The sequence below is a fragment of the Ancylomarina sp. 16SWW S1-10-2 genome, from assembly GCF_009669305.1.
In the GTDB taxonomy this organism is placed as follows: domain Bacteria; phylum Bacteroidota; class Bacteroidia; order Bacteroidales; family Marinifilaceae; genus Ancylomarina.
Map to the genome: position 1 here is coordinate 1 of NZ_SADB01000025.1, position 20,009 is coordinate 20,009.

The following is a 20,009-nucleotide window of genomic DNA, read 5'->3' on the forward strand; positions in this document are numbered from 1 at the left end:
TACCACCTCGCCCTACGGGCACTCCTCCTTAAAACAAAGGAGGAGAAAAAATTGATGGTTTTCTGAGGTACGAAGAAAATCAGACGGAGTGGTTTACAATCTCAAACAATATTTTATGTAAATTGTATAACTCAAATACATTAACATGAAAAAGATTCACAACAAACCGAAGCTTATCGAATACAGAAAGAAACTAAGAAGACGTTCTACTGCAGCTGAATCAACTCTGTGGAAAACAATCAAAAATAAACAAATCGAGAATCTCAAATTCCGGAGACAACATTCAATCGGAAATTACATTGCTGATTTCTATTGTCCTGAAATTAGATTAATCATAGAATTAGATGGTGCTTCACACGACAACTACCTGTCAGAAGAAAAGGATATTATTCGAGATAGAACTTTAGAAGAATACAATTGTACCATAATAAGATTTGAAAACCGATATGTTTATGAATTTCTTGAAGAAATAATTGAGGCAATTAAAACGCACAAAATAAATTATCTGAAGAAAGATAGCTGAATATAAATTTTCTGACCACCTCCCCCGCTTCCAATTCTTGGTCTCGGGTACTCCTCTTTTTATCCCGATGGTAATCAGGAATGAGGAAAAAAATTAAACTTGTCTTTCATAACAACATACTACCGATTCTCAACTAACACAATTTCCCCGCCTTCTTTTAAGGAGGGGTGGATGGTTTTCTGAGGTACGAGGAAAATCAGACGGGGTGGTTTAAATATTATTTATTTGCTGAATATTTTGAAGCAAAGAGAATTATCTAAAACCACCTCCCCCTCATCCAATTCTTGGACTCGAGTACTCCTCCTTGAATGTAAGGAGGAGAAAAATTGGATGGTTTATTAACACAAAAACGCCAAACACACTATAAGTATTAGCATATATATTGTTTCTAACCTGTAGATAAGTTTAGACACATTAAAATAGATTATGCTAATTATTTAGTAAATTTGGAAGACTTAAAAAATAACACCATAAACCTGCACAACATAAGTCTTGAATGGGAATAGTTGACAGGTTTTATGAAAAAAAAATTAATTGGAAGTAACACTAAAGCTCTGTACATCAAATAGAAGATTTAATACTATTTGAAAATGAAAATAAACGTCTTGATTTTAAACGTGAGTAATATAGAGAAGACAATATCTAAAAAAACACAAAATGATTGGAGAAATTACATTTACTACACTCAAATTAATAATAGATTCAAATGAGTCTATTATTTCACATATAGAAGTATGTAAAAGAGATTTTGAATCAATTCCTTCATCTTTCTCACAAAATGAAAATAATACTTATTATAAGTTTAGAAAAACATTGACTAATGATTTTTTTGCTTTGTCTATTGAGTATGGTAAACCTAATCCACATCGAGATACATTAGTTAATGTAAAAACAGATGTAGAGGATGAGAATAAAAGAACAGAGGATGAAGCAGAACTGAGTAAGCAATCTTTCTTGATGTATCACTTTGAAAGTAAGAGATTGTATTTATCTAATTCCAAGCAAATTAAATATTTATCAAATATATTAACTCAAAAAAGTGAAATAAATGGCAAATTTATTATCCAAAGGCTATACAAAAATTTTAATGATTTTATTGCAATTTTGAAGAGTGTAGACAAAATTAGATTTTCAGGATTTAAAAACTTATTTAATCAAGATAGTAGAGAATTTAAGGCATTAGAAGATCTAACTGGAACCTCTTCTCCTGAAAGTTTTACTTTAGAAGCATCATATGACCCTGCTAATTTGAAATTATTCATGAGACGACTTAAAGAAGCTCATAGTTCTAATAAAATAGAAGAATTGATGATTTGTGGTATAGATGAAAATGGATTTGAATCTATATACAACGTAGAAACATTTTCAAGACAATTTAAAATAAGATGCTCTAAGAATAAAGAAGGTATTTTCACAAAAGAACAATTATATATTGAATTGATTAATAAAATTGAACAATTATGCGCGGAAGAGATTTAATAATCTTTACTATACTGTCACTGTTTGCACTTATCACAGGGTATAAATTGATAGGTAATGAATATACTGATTATGCTAGTCTTATTTCATTCCTTTCTATTGTTTTCGGGTTTCAAATTACGTCTTTATCAATACTATATAACTCTAGACTTGTAAGTGTAATGTACGATGCTAAGGTGAAAAATTACAAAACAGAGTTACATAGATTAAAAGCATATTTCTCATTTTCACTATATCTATTAATAATTTCAATAGTCACGCTTCTAATAATCAATGATTGTTATGTAATAGAAGTTAAACAACATAGATATAATCTATATAAAAGTTGGCTAGTACTACCTATTCTTGTAAATACATTTTATTGTTTTTCTAAAATAGCAAATCTATTGTTTAAGTATTTCGTGATAAAAAGGAATGAATAACACTAAGCATAAAAAACTAATCCAATACCAAATCAATGAAAAACGCACCAACAATCGTAGCATTAGCCATGCTATTTACCTTGTGTGTTTTAATGATTCATCACTTAAACTGATTAAGAAGATTTAATATCACCTTTAAATACTTAATTGAAACTAAGCAAAATCTAATTGGTATGATCTTCGATTTTAATAAAGCCAAATTTTTAGCTAAATTTAGATAGGTTGCATTTGTTATTTGAATCTATGCATTATTAAAAACACTCCGGCTAAAATGAAAAAACACATTATAATTTTATTTTTATTTCTCTCTTTTAACAGTTTTACTCAAGTAAAAACTGAAATTACGGGCTACGTAAAAGACAAAACAGACTTACCTCTAATCGGAGCTTCGGTGTATCTCGAAAACACCACCAATGGTGCTACTACCGATGCAAATGGGTATTACAGCATCACGAATGTAACACCAAACACCTATAATTTAGTCGTTAGTTATTTGGGCTACGATGGACAAACCCGCTATAATATTGAAGTAAAATCGGTAGGGAATCAATTGTACAATTTCATTCTTTTAGAACAAAATCAGAATCTATCCGAAATTGTTGTATCCAATAAAAATAAGGTAACAAGACCTCGAGAAACGCCACTTTCAACACAAACGCTTAGTGCTGTTGAAATTGCAACTTATCCAGGTGGAAATAACGATGTGGTACGTGTTGCTCAGTCTTTGCCAGGAATATCCCCTTCAACTGGCGGTTTTCGCAACGATTTAATTATTCGCGGAGGAGCTCCCAACGAGGCGGTATACTATCTAGATGGTGTTGAGATACCTAATATTAATCACTTTAGCACTCAAGGTAGTTCGGGAGGACCGGTCGGCATGTTAAATGTATCTTTTATCGATGATGTTAGTCTGGCCACATCAGCTTTTGGCAGTCAATACGATAATCCACTTTCGGGCGTATTACAATTTTCGCAACGCGAGGGAAACAACCGAAAACACAACACTAACTTTCGTTTGAGTGCCAGCGAAGCCGCTATTACTCACGAAGGACCCCTTTTTAAAGGAAAAAATAAGGAAAGTAAAACGAGTTATATTATTTCTGCACGTCGATCGTATTTACAATTTTTGTTTAAAATGATTGGTTTACCCATTCGTCCCGATTATTGGGATTATCAGTACAAAATCACTCATAAAATAGATAAATACAATACTTTAAACCTTATCGGCTTAGGCTCTATTGACGAATTTGAAATTGATGCATCGGGAACTATTGATGAGGATGAGCAGTCTACTTTAGACCAAACTCCTTTTATAGAGCAACGCACCAATACAATCGGACTAAGTTGGAAAAATCGTTTTAAAAACGGCAAAGGTTTCATGCAAACAACCATCAGCAATAATTTGTTAGTCAATGATTTTTCGAGATACAAAGACAATGAAAACCAGAAGGATTTGTACTTTAAAAATGACTCGCGTGAAATGGAAACCAAATTACGTTACAGTCTTACCTATTATACCAAAGATTGGAGATTAGTTGGTGGTTTTAATACGCAGAGAAGCGATTACAAAAATAAAACCATCGATACAAATGAGGGATTTCAGTACAATACGAAAATCAATTTCATGAAGTATGGGCTGTTTGCTAACGCTACTAAATCGTTTTTCGATCAGAGATTGGATTTTTCCTTTGGTTTTAGAACCGATGGTGATAGTTTTACACAAGGCAATGATTTGCTATCCACTTTTTCACCTCGTTTGGCTTTATCATACGAGTTTATCGACGATTGGAAGATAAAAGCAAGTGTTGGTCGTTATTTCAAATTACCCCCTTATACCATTTTAGGCTATAAAGAAAATGATGTATTTTTAAATAAGAATATTAATTATACCCAAAGCGATCATTATGTGCTTGGGATAGAACGAATCCTCGGGCCATCCTCAAACATAAGTGTTGAAGGATTTTACAAACGATACGAAGATTATCCTGTTTCAGTTCGAGATCAGGTTTCATTGGCAAATAAAGGAGCCGATTTTAATGTGTTGGGAAATGAAGAAGTCAAATCAGTAGGGAAAGGTCGTGCTTATGGTTTGGAATTTTTGTTCCAACAGAAATTGAGTCATCGCTTTTATGGTATCTTTTCATATACCTTTTTCTACAGTGAATTTACCGGTTTCGATAGGTCTAAATATCTTCCTTCAGTTTGGGATAGCCGCCATTTAATTTCTTTTACAGGAGGATACAAACTCAAGAAAAATTGGGAAGTAAGTGCTCGTTATCGATTTGCAGGAGGCACTCCAATTGTTCCCGTAAATACAGAGGCAACTACCGCCCGTTACCCAGATATTGTTTTAGATTACAATCGACTTGGAGAAGATAAATTGGGTGTTTTCAGTCAATTAGATGTCCGAATTGATAAAAAGTGGAATTTTAAAAAACTTTCGGTAGATCTGTTTTTCGAAATTCAAAACATACTCATGCATAAATCACCAGAAACCCCTGAATACGTTATTCAACGAGATGATAAGGGAAACATAACAGAGCCTCGTAACCTAGTTCAGCTGGCAGAGGAAGATGGAAAATCAATTCCAACCATTGGTATTGTTATTGATTTTTGATGGCAAACGCCTCTATTTTGTTAATCTAAGTTTTAGATTGTGTTGGAAAGTAACCGTAACTTGATACAATTAATTTAATGGCTGATAATTGTAACCCTTTTAACCAAAATTAAATGTCAAACCTAATTCATATTGTATATATAAGTATTTCCCATCGGGACTTGTCAGAAAAGGAACTATCTGATTTTTTGCTTGACATTCGTGCGAAGAATAAAAAGCTAGATATTACGGGTTTATTGCTTTATAATGAAGGTAGTTTTATTCAAGTGATTGAAGGAGAAAAGGAGGCCATCCAAACGCTTTTTAAGCTTGTTAAAAATGACAAGCGTCATACTAATATTATTGAACTACTTACAGAACCAATTGCAGAACGGTCATTCCCCGATTGGTCCATGGGTTTTAAAGTAATCAACAGTAAAGATTTGGAAAAAATCCCTGGTTTTTCAGGACTAATGAATGAAGAACTCGATTCGAAAGCATTACCCGGAATTGCCAAGCAGGTTGTAAAACTTTTGAATAGTTTTCGCCAGTATACCTAATACAGTCTATGTTTTCTTAATGAAATCAAACAATCAAATAAGGTCTTCAATTGTTTAGCAGATAACATCTTTATCCCTTTATGGAACACTGATTGTTTTCATGATTGTAGATTCATAACAATTACAATCAGTAAACTAACTAAGATTTTATTTTATAGACACTATATTCATTTAATCCCAAAGCATAATGCTGAAGTAGATTGAAAAATTTAAGGTTTAGATTTCAAAATGAAACCTCAGATTCTGTTTCTTTCTCCAATTCAATAGATAAATTCTTAATGGTATCATAAACATGCAGTAATAGTCCCAAAGTTCTTATTGCTTTACCAAACGCAACAAAAACAACATAAAAGAAACTTCTATATGCCTATGAATACCCTCCCATAATTATTATATTGGCCCATTACGTTTCGTAAAAGATAAAAAAGACTGATATATGATACCATATCTTATTTAATCCAAAAACTATTGGAAATTTCCGAGAAAAAAAAATCAGAAAACAAGAGATTATTAAATGTTTAAGTTTAACCTTAGACGAAATAATCTGAGTATTTAAATATACCCCTAGATCATTCACAAAATAAATAATTTAAATCTAGGCGAGGCAATTTTAAAATAGAATACTAATTAGCGATTCTCCAATCTTCTTTTAAAAAATTACATGAAAATAATCATGAAATACATATTTACCCTAATATATTTCTTAATTGGAATTACAACAATAAATGCTCAAGACCAACAAATAATAGATTCTTTAAAAAAACATAATTTAAACGAATCTAATTTGGAAGTTGTTGTGGATAACGATAATGAAATTTCATATTCATTTGGAGCAATTAGTATCGACAGTTCATTGTTTTACAGCAACAAAGCAATAAATCTTGCAGAAAAAATTAACTACAAATATGGATTGGCAATAGCACATTCATACACTGCTAGAGCAATGCTGGAAAAGGATATGTTCAAAAGAGCTATTGACCATTTTAATCAATCAATTAACCTATTTATTGATTTAGAAAATTATCCAAACATTTTAGACGGCTACCGAGGCTTAGCTTATATTTATTCCTTTGGTTCTGCACAAATAAAGAGTTTAGATTATAATTTTAAGGCGCTTAAAATTGCGGAACAATTACAAGACTCATCGAGCTTATCGACTATTTACAATAATATTGGAACTATCTACACAAATCTCGGAAATTACGATGCTGCCATCTTAAATTATGGTAAAACTATTAGTATTGATGAAAAAAATGAGGATTACGTAGATCTGTCAATTACATACTCTAATGTTGGGATATTAAAACTAAAGAATCATAAATTAGAAGAGGCTACACCTATTTACAATAAAATATTAAAGCTACTACCTAAAATAAAGAATCCACCCACCATAGAAAATCTATATCTTTCATTATCGAGCTACTACACCGAACGAAGTCAATTCGACTCTGCTAAATATTATATTGATCTTACAAATAAAACTCTTGAAAAGTATCCATATCAACATATTAAGGCAAAATCTTTTCGTAGGGAGGCAGAAATGCTTTTTAAACAAGAAAAATACAAGGAGTCAATTAATTTCTTTGATGAATACCTACGCTTATCATCTCCAATTGGGGTAAACAAACTTTTTCCTGAAATCTACAAAAAGAAAGGTGAAGCTTATTCTCATTTGAAAATGTACCAAAAAGCATATCAATTTGCAGAATTGGCCAATAATGCTACAGACACTTTACAGCATAAAAAAATCGCAAGTTTTTTGCGTGAATTTGAAGAAGAACAAAAGATAAAAGAAACCGAAAAACAAAACCTTGAACATAAACTTAAGGATCAAAAGTTGGAAAATGATAAAATTAGATTGAAATCTGAATTTACAATTGCAACTGCAATAATCGCATTTTTAATTTTAATCATTGTAGTCGTCTTTTATTATTTACATAGAATACGACAAAAAAATATAAAATTAAAAAGTCAGCATTATCTTATAAACTCGCAAAAATTAATGCTTGAAGAAAATATTCATAAGCTGACATTAAGCGAAAACGAACTTAAAAAGCTAAATAAAACAAAAGACAAACTATTTTCCATAATTGCACATGATCTTAGAAGTCCTTTTAATAGCATTTTGGGATTCTCAGATCTACTAATTAAAAATGTGGAAGAATTTGATGTTGAAGAAACTAAAGAATACTTAGGCATTATTAACTCATCAACTCAAAACACACTTGTTTTACTTGAAAATTTATTGAATTGGGCAAAATCACAAAATGGACAAATTACTTTCAACCCCCAAAATATAACTTTATCATCTATACTTCACGAAATTATAAAACTATCAAATTCTGCAGCTGTAGTTAAAAAAATATCATTAATTCAGAATGAACTAGAAGACATTAAAGTTTATGCCGATGAAGATATGTTGAAAACAGTTTTACGAAATATTATTTCCAACGCAATTAAATTCACAAATTCCGGCGGAAACATAAGCATTTCGGCAAAAAAAGAACAAAATCAAGTTGAAATTGCAATTTCAGACGATGGTGTTGGAATGAATGAAGAAACGATAAATAAATTATTTAGGATTGAAACAAATGAAACGACCATTGGAACTGCAAATGAAAAAGGTTCAGGTTTGGGCTTAATACTTTGTAAAGAACTTGTTGAGAAACAGGGTGGAAAAATTTGGGTTGAAAGCGAATTAGGCAAGGGTAGTATTTTTAAATTTATGTTGCCTTTAAATAAATAACTTAAATTATGACTCTGTGTCGAATACAGTGTGTAGCTATTATATATTACTTATTGGTTAAATTTGAATAACCACACTTGAAAAATGCGGTAGTAATCATGTTAGTCATCATTCATGAAAGAGATGAACTAATTAAAATTAATACACTTCGTGGGTTATTTTAAAAGTAAGCTAAAAAACCAATAGCATCATAAATATTTTTATTATAACTATCTAATATTTTGATATAAAAACAGTTAACTCTAGTATTAAAATGATGGTAATGTTTTTTTTGAGTTTATTAAGAGCTGGCATTTTTTTTAATGATTTTTGTTTAACGAAGGCTTTAGAAAGACTAGGAAGTTGAGAACTTGTTCGAAAATCACCTAGTCGCACTTAAGTCTGAGGCAAATAAGAAAAACATTTAAAAAGTAGCCTTGAATTTCTTTGCTTCGTTTCTTGTTTCAAGACAAGAAATGATGTCGGGTTTGGGCAGAAAGCCCAATTGCTAAAATCATTAAAAAAATTAGTAAAGACATATTACCCATATAAATCGACTTAGAACCTAAATTATAGAAACAACAAAACTGTTTATGACAATTTGTTTATGATTATGAATACTTAACTATATTCACAGATTCAAAAAAGTATGTTTCGCCAAGTCTCGCAAGTATACGAAATAAACGATACCACATCACCTATAAAGCTTAGGTATTATCAATATGAACAGGAGATTAACCAAAGCCATAATTTTCTATTGATATGACTTCTTTTAATAATCTTTTGCGAAAAAAGTTTAGAAAGGAAATAGAAGAAAAAGGATATTAACAATAAACTTAATACCTTCGTTTATCATACAAATAGAAATACCATGGAAAAACAAACAAAAATAACCATTCTTTGCGAGAATGAAACGAGTAAAAGAGCGGCCCGTTTTTGTAGATCAGAATGGGGCTTTTCAGCTTTTGTTGAAACAGAACAGGTTAAAATTCTCTTAGACACAGGACACACCGATTTATACAAACAAAATGCTAAAGCTTTGAAGATTGATCTAAATCAAAGTGACTTTGTTGTTCTTTCACATCATCATTGGGATCACACCAGCGGTATGCTTAGTCATGAATTTAAGGAAAAGAAAAAACTTATTCTTCACCCAGATGTTCTTGACAAAATCTCAACTGAAAAAGCAGAACTATTTAATCGTGATTTTGACATAATTGCCACAAAAACAAGCTTGGAATTCGCTCCTGGCATTTTCTTTCTAGGACAAATTCCAAGAAAAATGAGTTTCGAAAAAGGAGAACATAAGGGTGATTTGATGCTCGATGATACTGCCATTGCAATAAAAACAAAAAAGGGTTTAATCGTTTTAACAGGTTGTTCTCATTCTGGCATTTGCAATATATGCGAATATGCCAAAGAGGTAACAGGTCAAGAGCTTTATGCTGTAGTGGGTGGTTTTCACCTGACTGTAAAGAATGATGCTGTTGTAAGAAAAACAATTGAGTATTTTAAAACTCAAAATATAGAACACCTCTACCCTATGCATTGTGTTGACTTTCCTACTCTTGCTCGTTTTTACAATGAATTTGATACGATCAAATATGCAACAGGTGATGTTATTGAACTTTAGATAAACATGTAAGGAATAATTATATAACCGCTAACTTATTGTTTGCGTTTTTTTTTAATTTCATCCCTTCATCCATCATCATTAAATCTTATTTTTAGTCTTTCGCTCAAGTTGCTAAACTTGCACTTTTACCCGTAGAACATTATCATATTAAGGAATTCATAATTTTATATACACCTTAATGAGAAAAGTAAATCAAAGAATCATCTCAATCTGAAATTTATATTTATAGTTTAATTTATTTTCATTTCTTTACTGTGTATTTTTGTTCATTACAAATCAGTCATATTCCTATAAATTAAAATTATGAGCGTTATTAGATTAATGACATGTGATACTGCTGTTGAAGCTTATCTAATTAAAGGTCGCCTTAAAAATGAAGGCATAGAGACTTTTATAACTAATGAAAATTTCTCAAATTTAATGCCTCATTATACCCGTATCTTAAATTCGGGCATACAAATCATGATTAGTGATGCTGATTACGCTGAAGCAAGTAAAATTTTAGAATTGAACATCAAACAAGAACTAATCTGTCCAGAATGTCAATCGACAAACATCAAGTTTAGCTTAGGAAAAAACAAAATCAAAAAGATATTTGTCATTTTAATATCACTTTTCATCTCTATACCTTTCAACAATCTAAAAACTGTGTACAAATGCCAAGATTGTAAGGCTGAATTCTAATGTAACGAGACAATTCTTTATGGACTTTGCTAAAAGCCTTGTGTCCTTGCGGTAAAAACAAAAGAAATCCAAAATTTCACAGATTTATCAACCTGAAATCTCTCTTTGCTAACATAGCATATAAAAACTTGACGCATTTTGCGTGAAATTGCAAGATTTCCTAACTTCGCCTCATCAATTGAAAAAAAATATGAGCAAAGTAATTAAAACAAACGCACTAAGAATTCTAGATAAAAATAAAATTAACTACGAATCAAAATCAAGGCCCCTAGGTACTCCAGATAATCCTGATAAAGATGCTGCACTCATTCATAAAACACTAGTCGCGCACGGCATGAGCAAGGAAATTTATGTTTTTATTATTCCTACCTCAAAGGAATTAGATTTGAAGAAAGCGGCTACAGCTACTCATGAAAAAAAAATATTAATGCTTCATGAAAAAGAATTATTACCAAACACAGGCTATATAAAAGGTGGCTGTTCACCCATTGGTATGAAAAAGCAATACAAAACCTTCTTAGAAATAAGTTCAGCTGATATGGACCAGATTGTTGTAAGTGGTGGGAAGGTGAAATTTCGAGTTAAATTAAAACCCGAAGATTTAATAAAAGTCGTAGATGCAAAAACTGTTGACTTAATAAAATAAGGGCAGACTCAATAAAGTCATACCCTTAAATTCATCTTTGGTCAGATCTATTTTTACAAATTATTAAGCATCCTGCATCGTATCGGTAATGATAATTTCTCTTAAAGATACAGCTTGAGGTAATTCATAAGCGTACTTAATGGTTCTCGCTACATCTGCAGCCGTAATGTTCACTGCACCTACCGACTGTTTCCATTGCTCGTAACCTTCAATAATAGCCTTATCGGTAGTATGACCCAACAATTCAGTACCAACCGCACCTGGACAAATATATAAAACACGAACATTGTGCGACGCCATTTCGCCACGTGCAACCTGAGTCAGACCCGAAACTGCATATTTACTTGCGCAATAAGCCGCATGAGTTGGGAAAGGTTGAACACCTGCAACAGACGATACATTTATAATGGTTCCCATTCTTCTGGCTTTCATATCATTCATCACGATCTGCATGCCATTCATTACCCCCATCACATTCACATCGAGCATTTTCTTCCATTCCAATGGATCCTGATTTGCAATTTCGCCCAACAACATGATACCTGCATTATTCACAAGAAGATCTGTTTTACCATATTTGGCTTCAGCATCTCTTACTGCCGCTTCAAACGCTGTACTATCAGTCACATCTACTTTTTTACAGATGGCATTCGGAAGGTTCATAGCTTCCATCTTTTCAACTCTTCGGGCCAACAATAACATTGGATATCCATCCTTCGCAAACGCCTTTGCCATTTCCATTCCAAAGCCAGAGCTAGCTCCAGTAATCACGATTAGTCCTTTATTATTCGTTTTCATGATGATATATATTTAAAATATTTATAACGATAGTTTCCTTTTAATCATTTACGTGCAAAGCTATTCACTATCTTTATGCCGTCAAAATACTATTTTCTAATATATATTATAAGTTTGCCTTATGGATGAGAGATTACTTCGATTTTTTGTAGCCGTTTACGAAGAACACAACCTTTCGAGAGCAGCTGAAAAATGTTTTGTATCGCAGCCCAGTATTTCAAATGGCATAAAACAATTGGAAGAACTCATAGGTAAGCAACTCTTCACTCGCCATAAACGAGGAGTAGAAATGAAAGAAGATGCCCATTATCTGTACCCCATTGCTAAACGAATATTAGGTGAACTGAACGCCATCCCCACAATGTTTAAGGAAAGTGAGTTCCGTCCGAAAGTCATCATTGGTATTGCCGATAGTCTATCACAACAATTTAAGAGTGAGTTTTTCAAAAAAGTAAAGACCGAAATTGGCGATATAGAATGGGATATTAGACCTATTAGTCGTGATTGCGAAGTCAACCTCTTGGTACGTGAGTGGAAATTTGAAGAACACCTTTTTCTACCATTAGGAAAAGAAAATTACGTGCTCTGCATTCCAGACAACAATCACTTGGTAAATCGAGACGAAATCAGTCTTAACGATTTAAGTGGAGAACCCTTTATTCATTGTCCACCATGTGAAGCACATCAGCAATGCTTATCGATCCTAAACTCTAAAAATGCAAAATGGAATACGATAGCCAACAGCTCTACCAAAACCGAAGTGCTTACGTTATTAATGGCTGGCTTGGGCATTAGTTTTCTTCCCGAACAATTCGCAAGCGGTTGGAATGGTTTCCAGATTAAACCTTTTATTGGTCCTAAGTATTATAGAGAGATTGGTCTATCCTATTCTAAAAATAGTCTAAAGAATAAAGCACTTGCCGATCTTATTGAATTCCTATCGAAGGAGGATTTAAGTTTTGAATATTTAGATCGATAGTTAATGGGATGAATTAAAAATTTCTGCAGATTAGATTGAAAAACAACTTACAACCTATCTCTTTACAAACTTCGCGTAAAAACTTAGCCACTTTGCGGTGAGAAAACGAATTCTTTATAGATTTGCAGCCTAATACTTGCAAACTGCATATCATGAAAGATTTCAAGAACAGATTATTAATGTGTGTGAAACAGGCGTTGCCTTCAGGTTTAAAAACCTCTATATGGCTTATTAAACTAACACTACCCGTTTCCTTTGCCGTTCTTTTATTAGATTACTTCGGTTTGCTGGTCATTATGGCTGAATATACCAGTCCTATTTTTAAAGTAATCGGTTTACCAGGTGTTGCAGCTTTGGTATTAATCACAAGCATTTTTACAAATATCTATTCTGTAGTTGCCGTACTAACAACACTAGCTCTACCCGTTCGCGACGGTACTATTTTAGCTGTTATGTGCTTAATATCTCATGGCTTCCTCATCGAAACGGCTATTCTAAAAAAAACAGGATCGTCAGCAACACGAATGCTCTTACTTAGACTAATCTCTAGCTTCATTGTTGGTGGAATCCTCAATTTTATTCTACCTGGTAGTCCTTCAGATGGGTCTTATTTATATCAAAATCAGAGTAGCGATTTATATCAAACCATTCTAACATGGTTACCACAAATAGGAACCACTCTATTAAAAATTGTGATTCTAGTTAACGGACTTCTTATAGTACAAAGATGCTTAGAGGAATTTGGCATTTTAAAATACCTAACCAAACCCTTATCTCCATTTATGAAACTAATGGGCTTACCCAAAGAGTCTTCATTCCTATGGATGATAGGAAACACCATTGGTTTAGCTTATGGTTCGGCCGTTATGCTTCAAAAATCTGAAGAAGGTCAACTCAACAAAAAAGAGTGTGATCTCCTTAATCATCATTTAGCCATATCACATTCACAGTTAGAAGATCCCTTATTGTTTTTAAGCCTTGGTTACTCCATACCTATTCTTATTATTCCTAGAGTTCTGTTTGCAATAGTTGTTGTTTGGCTAAGACGCATCGAGAATTCCATCAGAAGTAACAACTAATAATCTCAGATACGCTTATCAAAAAATATTTTCTAATCATTTTACTGATAGATATATCTACTGAAATTATTAATTTTAAGCCTTTTAAAAACCAGCTCATAATTATCAATCAAAATGCTTCACAGATTCTTATTCTTCATTTTTCTACTTTTATCATTTTCTTCTCAAGCTCAGAAAGTTGATTTACTCTATTTCACTGATGCACATCAAATATACCCTGTAGATGATGTTGATGGTGGACGTGGTGGTGTAGCACGATTAAAAACACTCGTTGATCAAGCTAAAGAATCTAATCCAAATACGATTGTTATTCATGGTGGCGATTTATGTGGTGGTGTATTATTTGGAGGCATGTATAAAGGTCTGCCTATGATCGAAGCCTTCAATCAAATACCAGTTGATGTATGCAACTTTGGACAACACGAATTCGACTATGGTGCTCAACATTGCATTAGTTTGTTGGCTAAGTCAAAATCAGAATGGCTTAGCTCTAATCTTAAAAATAGAGATGGTGACTCCTTCGCCAATCTACCAAAGTATATTATTAAAGAAGTTGATGGTTTCAAAATTGCCTTGCTAGGTTTAACCGATGCTATGAATACAAGCGTAAAAGATGATTGTGTTATTCAACTTGATTTAATAGACGCACTTACCACTGTTCTAAAAAATAAGGACATACAAAATGCCAACTTCCTCGTTGTAATTAGTCAAACCAATTTAGCGAAAAACAGACAAATATTAGATCTGTTTCCAGAAGTAGATCTCATATTAACTGAAGAACAATTTGAGTACGAAAGTAATATCTTTTATAAAGGAAGTGTTCCAATTGTGTCGACTGCTGGCAATATGAGTTCACTAGCTCGAATTCGTTTAGAAAAAAACAAGAAAATACAAATTGAAATTACGCCTATAGATAGTACAATTACACCCGATTCTAGACTTCATGAATTGGAACAGTTCTACAAAAATGATTTAGAACTAAAGCTTTCACGAAAACTAAGTATCCTTGAAACACCATTAAGCTTTCGCAATGGAATTTATAAAGAGAGTTTAGCTGGCAACCTCATAACAGATGCTTTTAGAGAACTTCAGCAATCTGATGTTGCAATAATTAATGGATCTGGAATTCGTGCTGATATTCCCGCTGGAGAATTCACCGTAAAATCTGCTCGCTCGTTATTACCTTTTGGCAATAAAATCTGCCAAATAGCTTTAACTGTTTCCGATTTAAAAGAAATTCTTAAACAATCAGCAGAAGATGAAAACGGAAATCTTCTACAAGTATCTGGCATATGCTATCAATACTCATCTAAAAGCAAAGAAATTAAAATCCAAAAGAACAATAAGGAACTTAATGACGAAGAATGGCTAACACTGAGCCTAAACTCATACCTCCTCCACAAACTAGAAGACGATTATGAAATATTAATTGACGAAGCTCATTCCATTACCGATTACGAGGCTCTTTACGCATATTGCGAGAAGAGAAAAACCTTACATCCAAGCCTAGAAAATAGACTTACCATTACGGATAAGGAATAGAACTTCTCTATAACAAGGGTTTATAAATGGTAAAATCTATTACAAAAACATATTACTTAACAGTATTGAATTGACATTTTATCCAATAGCTGTAAAATTTAGGGGCTCAATCTATTTTTGACCTATTTTTAGTATAAAATCTTTCTCTTTTTCACAACTCAATGGTAAAAAATGACGTTTACTAGGGGGTAAACCAAGAACAGGGTAGTTTACGTAAATTACTACTTATAATTTGAGAGCACTACATGCCCTATAGGGATTTACCTAATTTTATATACATCCTTTTTCAATCACCCCACCAACGACAAGGGGGCATCCTGCAAAACTCACCTTTTGAAGAATATGATAGCGACAATTTACATGTTGCACAACATATAAAACTAATCGAACCGACCAGTCAAAAAACCACTCCAACACCAATAAAAACAAGCAGTACAGACATATTTTAAAGGAAATTAAATTTCCACAATTCTACTTGGAAAGCATGGTACATCTCATCTATTTTAGCAATTGAAAGAGGGACCAATATATAATTATGCAATCGTTATAATTTACATCTATTATAATGAGTTCATAGCAAGACATACCCTCTTCAATCAAAGCTAAAAACACAAACATTAAATAAATAATCGCATCATGACAAATGCTTCAGTTGCATTGAACCCAAACAAACTGGTTCAATATTTACAGAAAACGCCAAATGAATTCACAAAAGAGGATTTGATTCGTTACATCGAAGGAAATGGCATTCAAATGATCAACTTTCGTTACGTTGCTAACGATGGTAAATTAAAAACATTAAACTTTATTATAACTGATCGCAATCACCTAGATAGTATATTAAGTTCTGGTGAGCGTGTTGATGGCTCAAGTCTTTTCCCATTTATCGAAGCTGGATCTAGTGACCTATACGTCATTCCTCGTTTCAAAACTGCTTTCTTAAACCCATTTTCGGAAGTCCCAACACTAGACATTCTTTGTTCTTTCTTTAATGCTCAAGGAGATCCTTTGGAGAGCGCACCTGAACATATTCTTAAAAAAGCTCACGACTGTTTCAAAGAAAAAACAGGCATGACTTTTAAAGCTATGGGTGAGCTTGAATACTATATTAAAAGTGCAAAAGCTGACCTCTATCCTGGTGAAGATCAGAAAGGATATCACGCTTCTCAGCCATTTACACAGTGGGAAAACCTACGTCGAGAAGCGATGTTTCTTATTGCTCAATGTGGAGGTAAAATTAAGTATGGACACTCGGAAGTTGGTAACTTTATTCTTCGCGAAGATGGTTACGAACAACATGAAATTGAATTCATTCCTGTTGAAGCTGAAGATGCTGTTGATCAATTATTAATTGGTAAATGGATTATTCGTATGTTGGCTGCACGCGAAGGCGCCTTAGTAAGTTGGGCTCCAAAAATAACAGTCGGTAAAGCCGGATCAGGTCTTCATATTCATATGATGCTTGAAAAAGACGGTAAAAACCTATGTGTTGAGAATGGAAAATTAAGCGATACGGCCAAAAAAGGTATTGCTGGTATTATGGATCTTGCCAGTTCTTTAACTGCTTTTGGTAACACAATTCCTACTTCATATCTCCGATTAGTTCCTCACCAAGAAGCTCCTACTTACGTATGTTGGGGTGATCGTAACCGTTCGGTATTGGTGCGTGTACCGCTAGGATGGTTAGGCTCTAAGGATATGGTTAAAAAAGTAAATCCTCAACAAATAGCCGATACGCGTGATTTCTCAAGCAAACAAACTTTCGAGTTCCGCGTGCCTGACGGATCTGCTGATATCTACATGTTAGTGGCTGGTTTAATCGTAGCTGTTCAACACGGTTTAGAAGACGAAAAAGCATTAGAAAAAGCTAAAGCTTTATATGCAGACATGAATATTTTCAATTCAAATTTCTCAGATAAACTTGAAAAACTAAAACAACTACCTACTTGCTGTTTCGAAAGCGCGGAAAGCTTATTAGCTAATCGTGAAATATTCGAAAAAAACAATATTTTCCCTGAGGGAAGTATCGATGCAGTTGCTGCTAAGCTTAAGGCTTATAAAGATAATGGTCTTAACGATCGTATCTTGGGTAATCATCAACAGATAATGGAGCTTGTGGAAAAATACATCCACTGCATGTAATCATCTGAATTAAAAATTTATTATACAACAAACCAAACATAAACTACCAACTAACAAGCAAAGGGGATTTCAGCAATTAGCTGAGATCCCTTCCTTATTTTCTCCATATAGAATAGTTTTCTCCACTTAACAGCTAAATATTCCGATAATAAAATCGCATGAATTCTGATATAAAACCATCTCATCAATTAATCGTACCTTCGCGTAAAACCAAATAAATTATGAATAAAAACATAAGCGATAGCTGGAAAGAACATCTATGTCCTGAATTTGACAAATCATATTTCAAGCAATTAGAAGAATTTGTTGATACCGAATATCAAGAGAATGAAGTATATCCTCCTGAAGAATTAATATTTAGAGCCTTTAACACGTGTCCTTTCGAAGATATAAAGGTTGTTATACTTGGTCAAGATCCATATCACGGTACAAACCAAGCTAATGGCTTAGCCTTTTCAGTAAATGATAAGATGAGATTTCCTCCAAGCTTGCGTAACATCTACAAGGAGCTTAATAAAGATCTAAACATTCCTATTTCGAGCAAAGGGAATTTAGAAGATTGGGCAAAACAAGGTGTTCTCCTTATTAATGCAACCTTAACAGTAAGAGCCAACGAAGCTGGTTCTCATCAGAATAAGGGATGGGAAGAATTTACCGATGCAGCCATAAAAGCCATATCTGAAAAAAGAGAAAAAATTGTATTTATCTTATGGGGAGCATATGCTCACAAAAAGGGACTTCAAATAGATAGAAAAAAACATTTCATTCTTAAATCGGCTCACCCATCTCCATTATCAGCTCATCGAGGTTTTTTTGAAAGCAAGCCTTTTAGTCAAACCAATACGTATTTAAAAAAACAAGGCTTCGAACCTATAAACTGGGAATTAAAATCAGACGAAGGATAAAAACTTAAGATTTTAAAAGAATTAGGGGCTATCGAATTATCGATAGCCCCTAATTTTTATTTCTTATTTAAATACTATTCAACTTCAATACTCAAGCGATGTATAATAGCTTTATTTCCTGTCCCCTTCAAAAGGAATGTTGTTCTAAAGTTACCATTATTAGTGAGTAAAGTTCCTATAAAATAAGGCGCATTAGCTTTACCTCCAATATGTTTCTTCTTTAAACTCTTGGGTTTATATTTCGCAAAAAACTTAGCCATTATCTGCTTAGCTTGCGATCTGCTATAAATTGCTTCCTTATCTTGAATTTTTAGCTCAATTCTGTCACTAAAAAATGCAGCCAAACTAATGCTATTACCTTGTTCAAAAGCAGTAACCAAACCTTTAGGTAATTTCTGTTCTTGCTGTGCAAAAGTTGTCACACTTAAACCCAAAATGGCAATAATTAGTATGTATTTTATAAATCTCATAAAATGATTTTTTATTGTAAATTCAAACTCATTAGTACAAATTTCATGCTAAATTTCAAACGCAAGGTAATAAGAATGTACTAAAAATTTAACTTTTCGCTTATTATCATGATAAAGCACCTCTTAATATTTCATTTCAAATCTTCTCAACCTATCTTTGTCCTATTAAAACTTCATTATTTATTTTAGACATATAAAGGGTAAATAGTCGAATATAGACTCTAAGTATTGTTTAATAAAGCAATAAATCAAACATGAAAACCAGCTTACTTGTTATAGGGAAAACTGACAAAGACTTTGTGATAAAGGGTATTGAGGAATATCAAAAGAGATTGATTCATTACATGCCTTACGAAATGAAGATTATTCCTGATATTAAAAATACAAAGAATCTTTCTGAGCAGCAACAAAAGCAAAAGGAAGGCGAATTGATTTTATCGCAGGTTAAAAGTGGTGATCTGTTAATTTTGTTGGATGAAGGTGGTAAAGAATTTTCATCAACAGCTTTTTCACAATTTATTGAACAAAAAATGTTGAGTGGCATTAAGAACCTTATTTTCGTAATTGGTGGTCCTTACGGCTTCTCTCCCGATGTTTACAAGCAAGCTCAAGGAAAAGTATCCCTTTCTAAAATGACCTTTTCACATCAAATGATTCGTATGATCTTTACAGAACAGCTTTATAGAGCTATGACCATACTGCGTAATGAACCTTATCATCACATTTGACGATCTCACTAAATTATGCTAATTTAAGAGTTGTATAAATCTCAATCTAGGTTCGCTAAATTATTGATATTTTAAAAGAGTTGGCATCATACTTG

General features: G+C 32.8%; 16 protein-coding genes. 14 read left to right on the top strand and 2 right to left on the bottom strand.

What is annotated here, in order from left to right:
• The first annotated feature begins 145 nt into the window (after positions 1–145).
• From EMN46_RS16220 to EMN46_RS16255, 8 genes are all read left to right on the top strand, one after another.
• The gene (locus EMN46_RS16220; protein WP_154201869.1) at positions 146–523 is read left to right on the top strand and encodes an endonuclease domain-containing protein; all 378 of its coding nucleotides are present in this window, start codon (positions 146–148) and stop codon (positions 521–523) included.
• A gap of 657 nt (positions 524–1,180) precedes the next feature.
• On the top strand, positions 1,181–2,002 hold the full coding sequence (locus EMN46_RS16225; protein WP_154201870.1) for a hypothetical protein: 822 nt from the start codon (positions 1,181–1,183) through the stop codon (positions 2,000–2,002).
• A gap of 693 nt (positions 2,003–2,695) precedes the next feature.
• Positions 2,696–5,041 (top strand): TonB-dependent receptor, encoded by a 2,346-nt coding sequence (locus EMN46_RS16230; RefSeq protein WP_154201871.1) that lies wholly within the window; start codon positions 2,696–2,698, stop codon positions 5,039–5,041.
• A 113-nt stretch (positions 5,042–5,154) separates the two neighbouring features.
• Positions 5,155–5,580, top strand: a complete 426-nt coding sequence (locus EMN46_RS16235) for a BLUF domain-containing protein (protein WP_154201872.1) — start codon at positions 5,155–5,157, stop codon at positions 5,578–5,580.
• A 673-nt stretch (positions 5,581–6,253) separates the two neighbouring features.
• Positions 6,254–8,326 (top strand): ATP-binding protein, encoded by a 2,073-nt coding sequence (locus tag EMN46_RS16240; protein WP_195715291.1) that lies wholly within the window; start codon positions 6,254–6,256, stop codon positions 8,324–8,326.
• Between the two features lie 850 nt (positions 8,327–9,176).
• Positions 9,177–9,938: an MBL fold metallo-hydrolase gene (locus EMN46_RS16245; protein WP_154201874.1), complete on the top strand. Its 762-nt coding sequence runs from the start codon at positions 9,177–9,179 to the stop codon at positions 9,936–9,938.
• Between the two features lie 306 nt (positions 9,939–10,244).
• Positions 10,245–10,625, top strand: coding sequence for a DUF2007 domain-containing protein (locus EMN46_RS16250; protein WP_154201875.1), 381 nt, complete (start codon positions 10,245–10,247; stop codon positions 10,623–10,625).
• Between the two features lie 190 nt (positions 10,626–10,815).
• Entirely contained in the window at positions 10,816–11,271 is a 456-nt protein-coding gene (locus EMN46_RS16255) for an aminoacyl-tRNA deacylase (protein ID WP_154201876.1), read from the top strand.
• A 63-nt stretch (positions 11,272–11,334) separates the two neighbouring features.
• Here EMN46_RS16255 and EMN46_RS16260 read toward each other — a convergent pair whose 3' ends face one another.
• Positions 11,335–12,069: an SDR family oxidoreductase gene (locus EMN46_RS16260; RefSeq protein WP_154201877.1), complete on the bottom strand. Its 735-nt coding sequence runs from the start codon at positions 12,067–12,069 to the stop codon at positions 11,335–11,337.
• Between the two features lie 121 nt (positions 12,070–12,190).
• Here EMN46_RS16260 and EMN46_RS16265 point away from each other — a divergent pair, with 121 nt between their 5' ends.
• The 5 genes from EMN46_RS16265 to EMN46_RS16285 all read left to right on the top strand — a co-directional run bounded on the left by EMN46_RS16265 (position 12,191) and on the right by EMN46_RS16285 (position 18,716).
• Positions 12,191–13,048, top strand: coding sequence for a LysR family transcriptional regulator (locus tag EMN46_RS16265; protein ID WP_154201878.1), 858 nt, complete (start codon positions 12,191–12,193; stop codon positions 13,046–13,048).
• A gap of 152 nt (positions 13,049–13,200) precedes the next feature.
• Positions 13,201–14,127, top strand: coding sequence for a nucleoside recognition protein (locus tag EMN46_RS16270; RefSeq protein WP_154201879.1), 927 nt, complete (start codon positions 13,201–13,203; stop codon positions 14,125–14,127).
• Positions 14,128–14,241: 114 nt separating this feature from the next.
• Positions 14,242–15,669, top strand: a complete 1,428-nt coding sequence (locus EMN46_RS16275; protein ID WP_154201880.1) for a bifunctional UDP-sugar hydrolase/5'-nucleotidase — start codon at positions 14,242–14,244, stop codon at positions 15,667–15,669.
• 636 nt (positions 15,670–16,305) lie between these two features.
• On the top strand, positions 16,306–17,811 hold the full coding sequence (locus EMN46_RS16280) for a glutamine synthetase family protein (RefSeq protein ID WP_154201881.1): 1,506 nt from the start codon (positions 16,306–16,308) through the stop codon (positions 17,809–17,811).
• A gap of 221 nt (positions 17,812–18,032) precedes the next feature.
• Positions 18,033–18,716, top strand: coding sequence for a uracil-DNA glycosylase (locus tag EMN46_RS16285; protein WP_154201882.1), 684 nt, complete (start codon positions 18,033–18,035; stop codon positions 18,714–18,716).
• A gap of 74 nt (positions 18,717–18,790) precedes the next feature.
• On the opposite strand, the gene EMN46_RS16290 is transcribed toward EMN46_RS16285, so the two are convergent.
• A complete protein-coding gene (locus tag EMN46_RS16290; RefSeq protein ID WP_154201883.1) occupies positions 18,791–19,186 on the bottom strand; it encodes a DUF4783 domain-containing protein in 396 nt (131 codons plus the stop codon).
• 254 nt (positions 19,187–19,440) lie between these two features.
• Between EMN46_RS16290 and rlmH the strand changes: the two genes are divergently transcribed.
• Complete coding sequence (rlmH, locus tag EMN46_RS16295) at positions 19,441–19,914, top strand: 23S rRNA (pseudouridine(1915)-N(3))-methyltransferase RlmH (protein ID WP_154201884.1); 474 nt, start codon at positions 19,441–19,443, stop codon at positions 19,912–19,914.
• Positions 19,915–20,009 lie beyond the last annotated feature (95 nt).

Coding starts and splice junctions, on each gene's coding strand:
- EMN46_RS16220 (WP_154201869.1), top strand. CDS start 146: ATGAAAAAGATTCACAACAAACCGAAGCTTATCGAATACAGAAAGAAA.
- EMN46_RS16225 (WP_154201870.1), top strand. CDS start 1,181: ATGATTGGAGAAATTACATTTACTACACTCAAATTAATAATAGATTCA.
- EMN46_RS16230 (WP_154201871.1), top strand. CDS start 2,696: ATGAAAAAACACATTATAATTTTATTTTTATTTCTCTCTTTTAACAGT.
- EMN46_RS16235 (WP_154201872.1), top strand. CDS start 5,155: ATGTCAAACCTAATTCATATTGTATATATAAGTATTTCCCATCGGGAC.
- EMN46_RS16240 (WP_195715291.1), top strand. CDS start 6,254: ATGAAATACATATTTACCCTAATATATTTCTTAATTGGAATTACAACA.
- EMN46_RS16245 (WP_154201874.1), top strand. CDS start 9,177: ATGGAAAAACAAACAAAAATAACCATTCTTTGCGAGAATGAAACGAGT.
- EMN46_RS16250 (WP_154201875.1), top strand. CDS start 10,245: ATGAGCGTTATTAGATTAATGACATGTGATACTGCTGTTGAAGCTTAT.
- EMN46_RS16255 (WP_154201876.1), top strand. CDS start 10,816: ATGAGCAAAGTAATTAAAACAAACGCACTAAGAATTCTAGATAAAAAT.
- EMN46_RS16260 (WP_154201877.1), bottom strand. CDS start 12,069: ATGAAAACGAATAATAAAGGACTAATCGTGATTACTGGAGCTAGCTCT.
- EMN46_RS16265 (WP_154201878.1), top strand. CDS start 12,191: ATGGATGAGAGATTACTTCGATTTTTTGTAGCCGTTTACGAAGAACAC.
- EMN46_RS16270 (WP_154201879.1), top strand. CDS start 13,201: ATGAAAGATTTCAAGAACAGATTATTAATGTGTGTGAAACAGGCGTTG.
- EMN46_RS16275 (WP_154201880.1), top strand. CDS start 14,242: ATGCTTCACAGATTCTTATTCTTCATTTTTCTACTTTTATCATTTTCT.
- EMN46_RS16280 (WP_154201881.1), top strand. CDS start 16,306: ATGACAAATGCTTCAGTTGCATTGAACCCAAACAAACTGGTTCAATAT.
- EMN46_RS16285 (WP_154201882.1), top strand. CDS start 18,033: ATGAATAAAAACATAAGCGATAGCTGGAAAGAACATCTATGTCCTGAA.
- EMN46_RS16290 (WP_154201883.1), bottom strand. CDS start 19,186: ATGAGATTTATAAAATACATACTAATTATTGCCATTTTGGGTTTAAGT.
- rlmH (WP_154201884.1), top strand. CDS start 19,441: ATGAAAACCAGCTTACTTGTTATAGGGAAAACTGACAAAGACTTTGTG.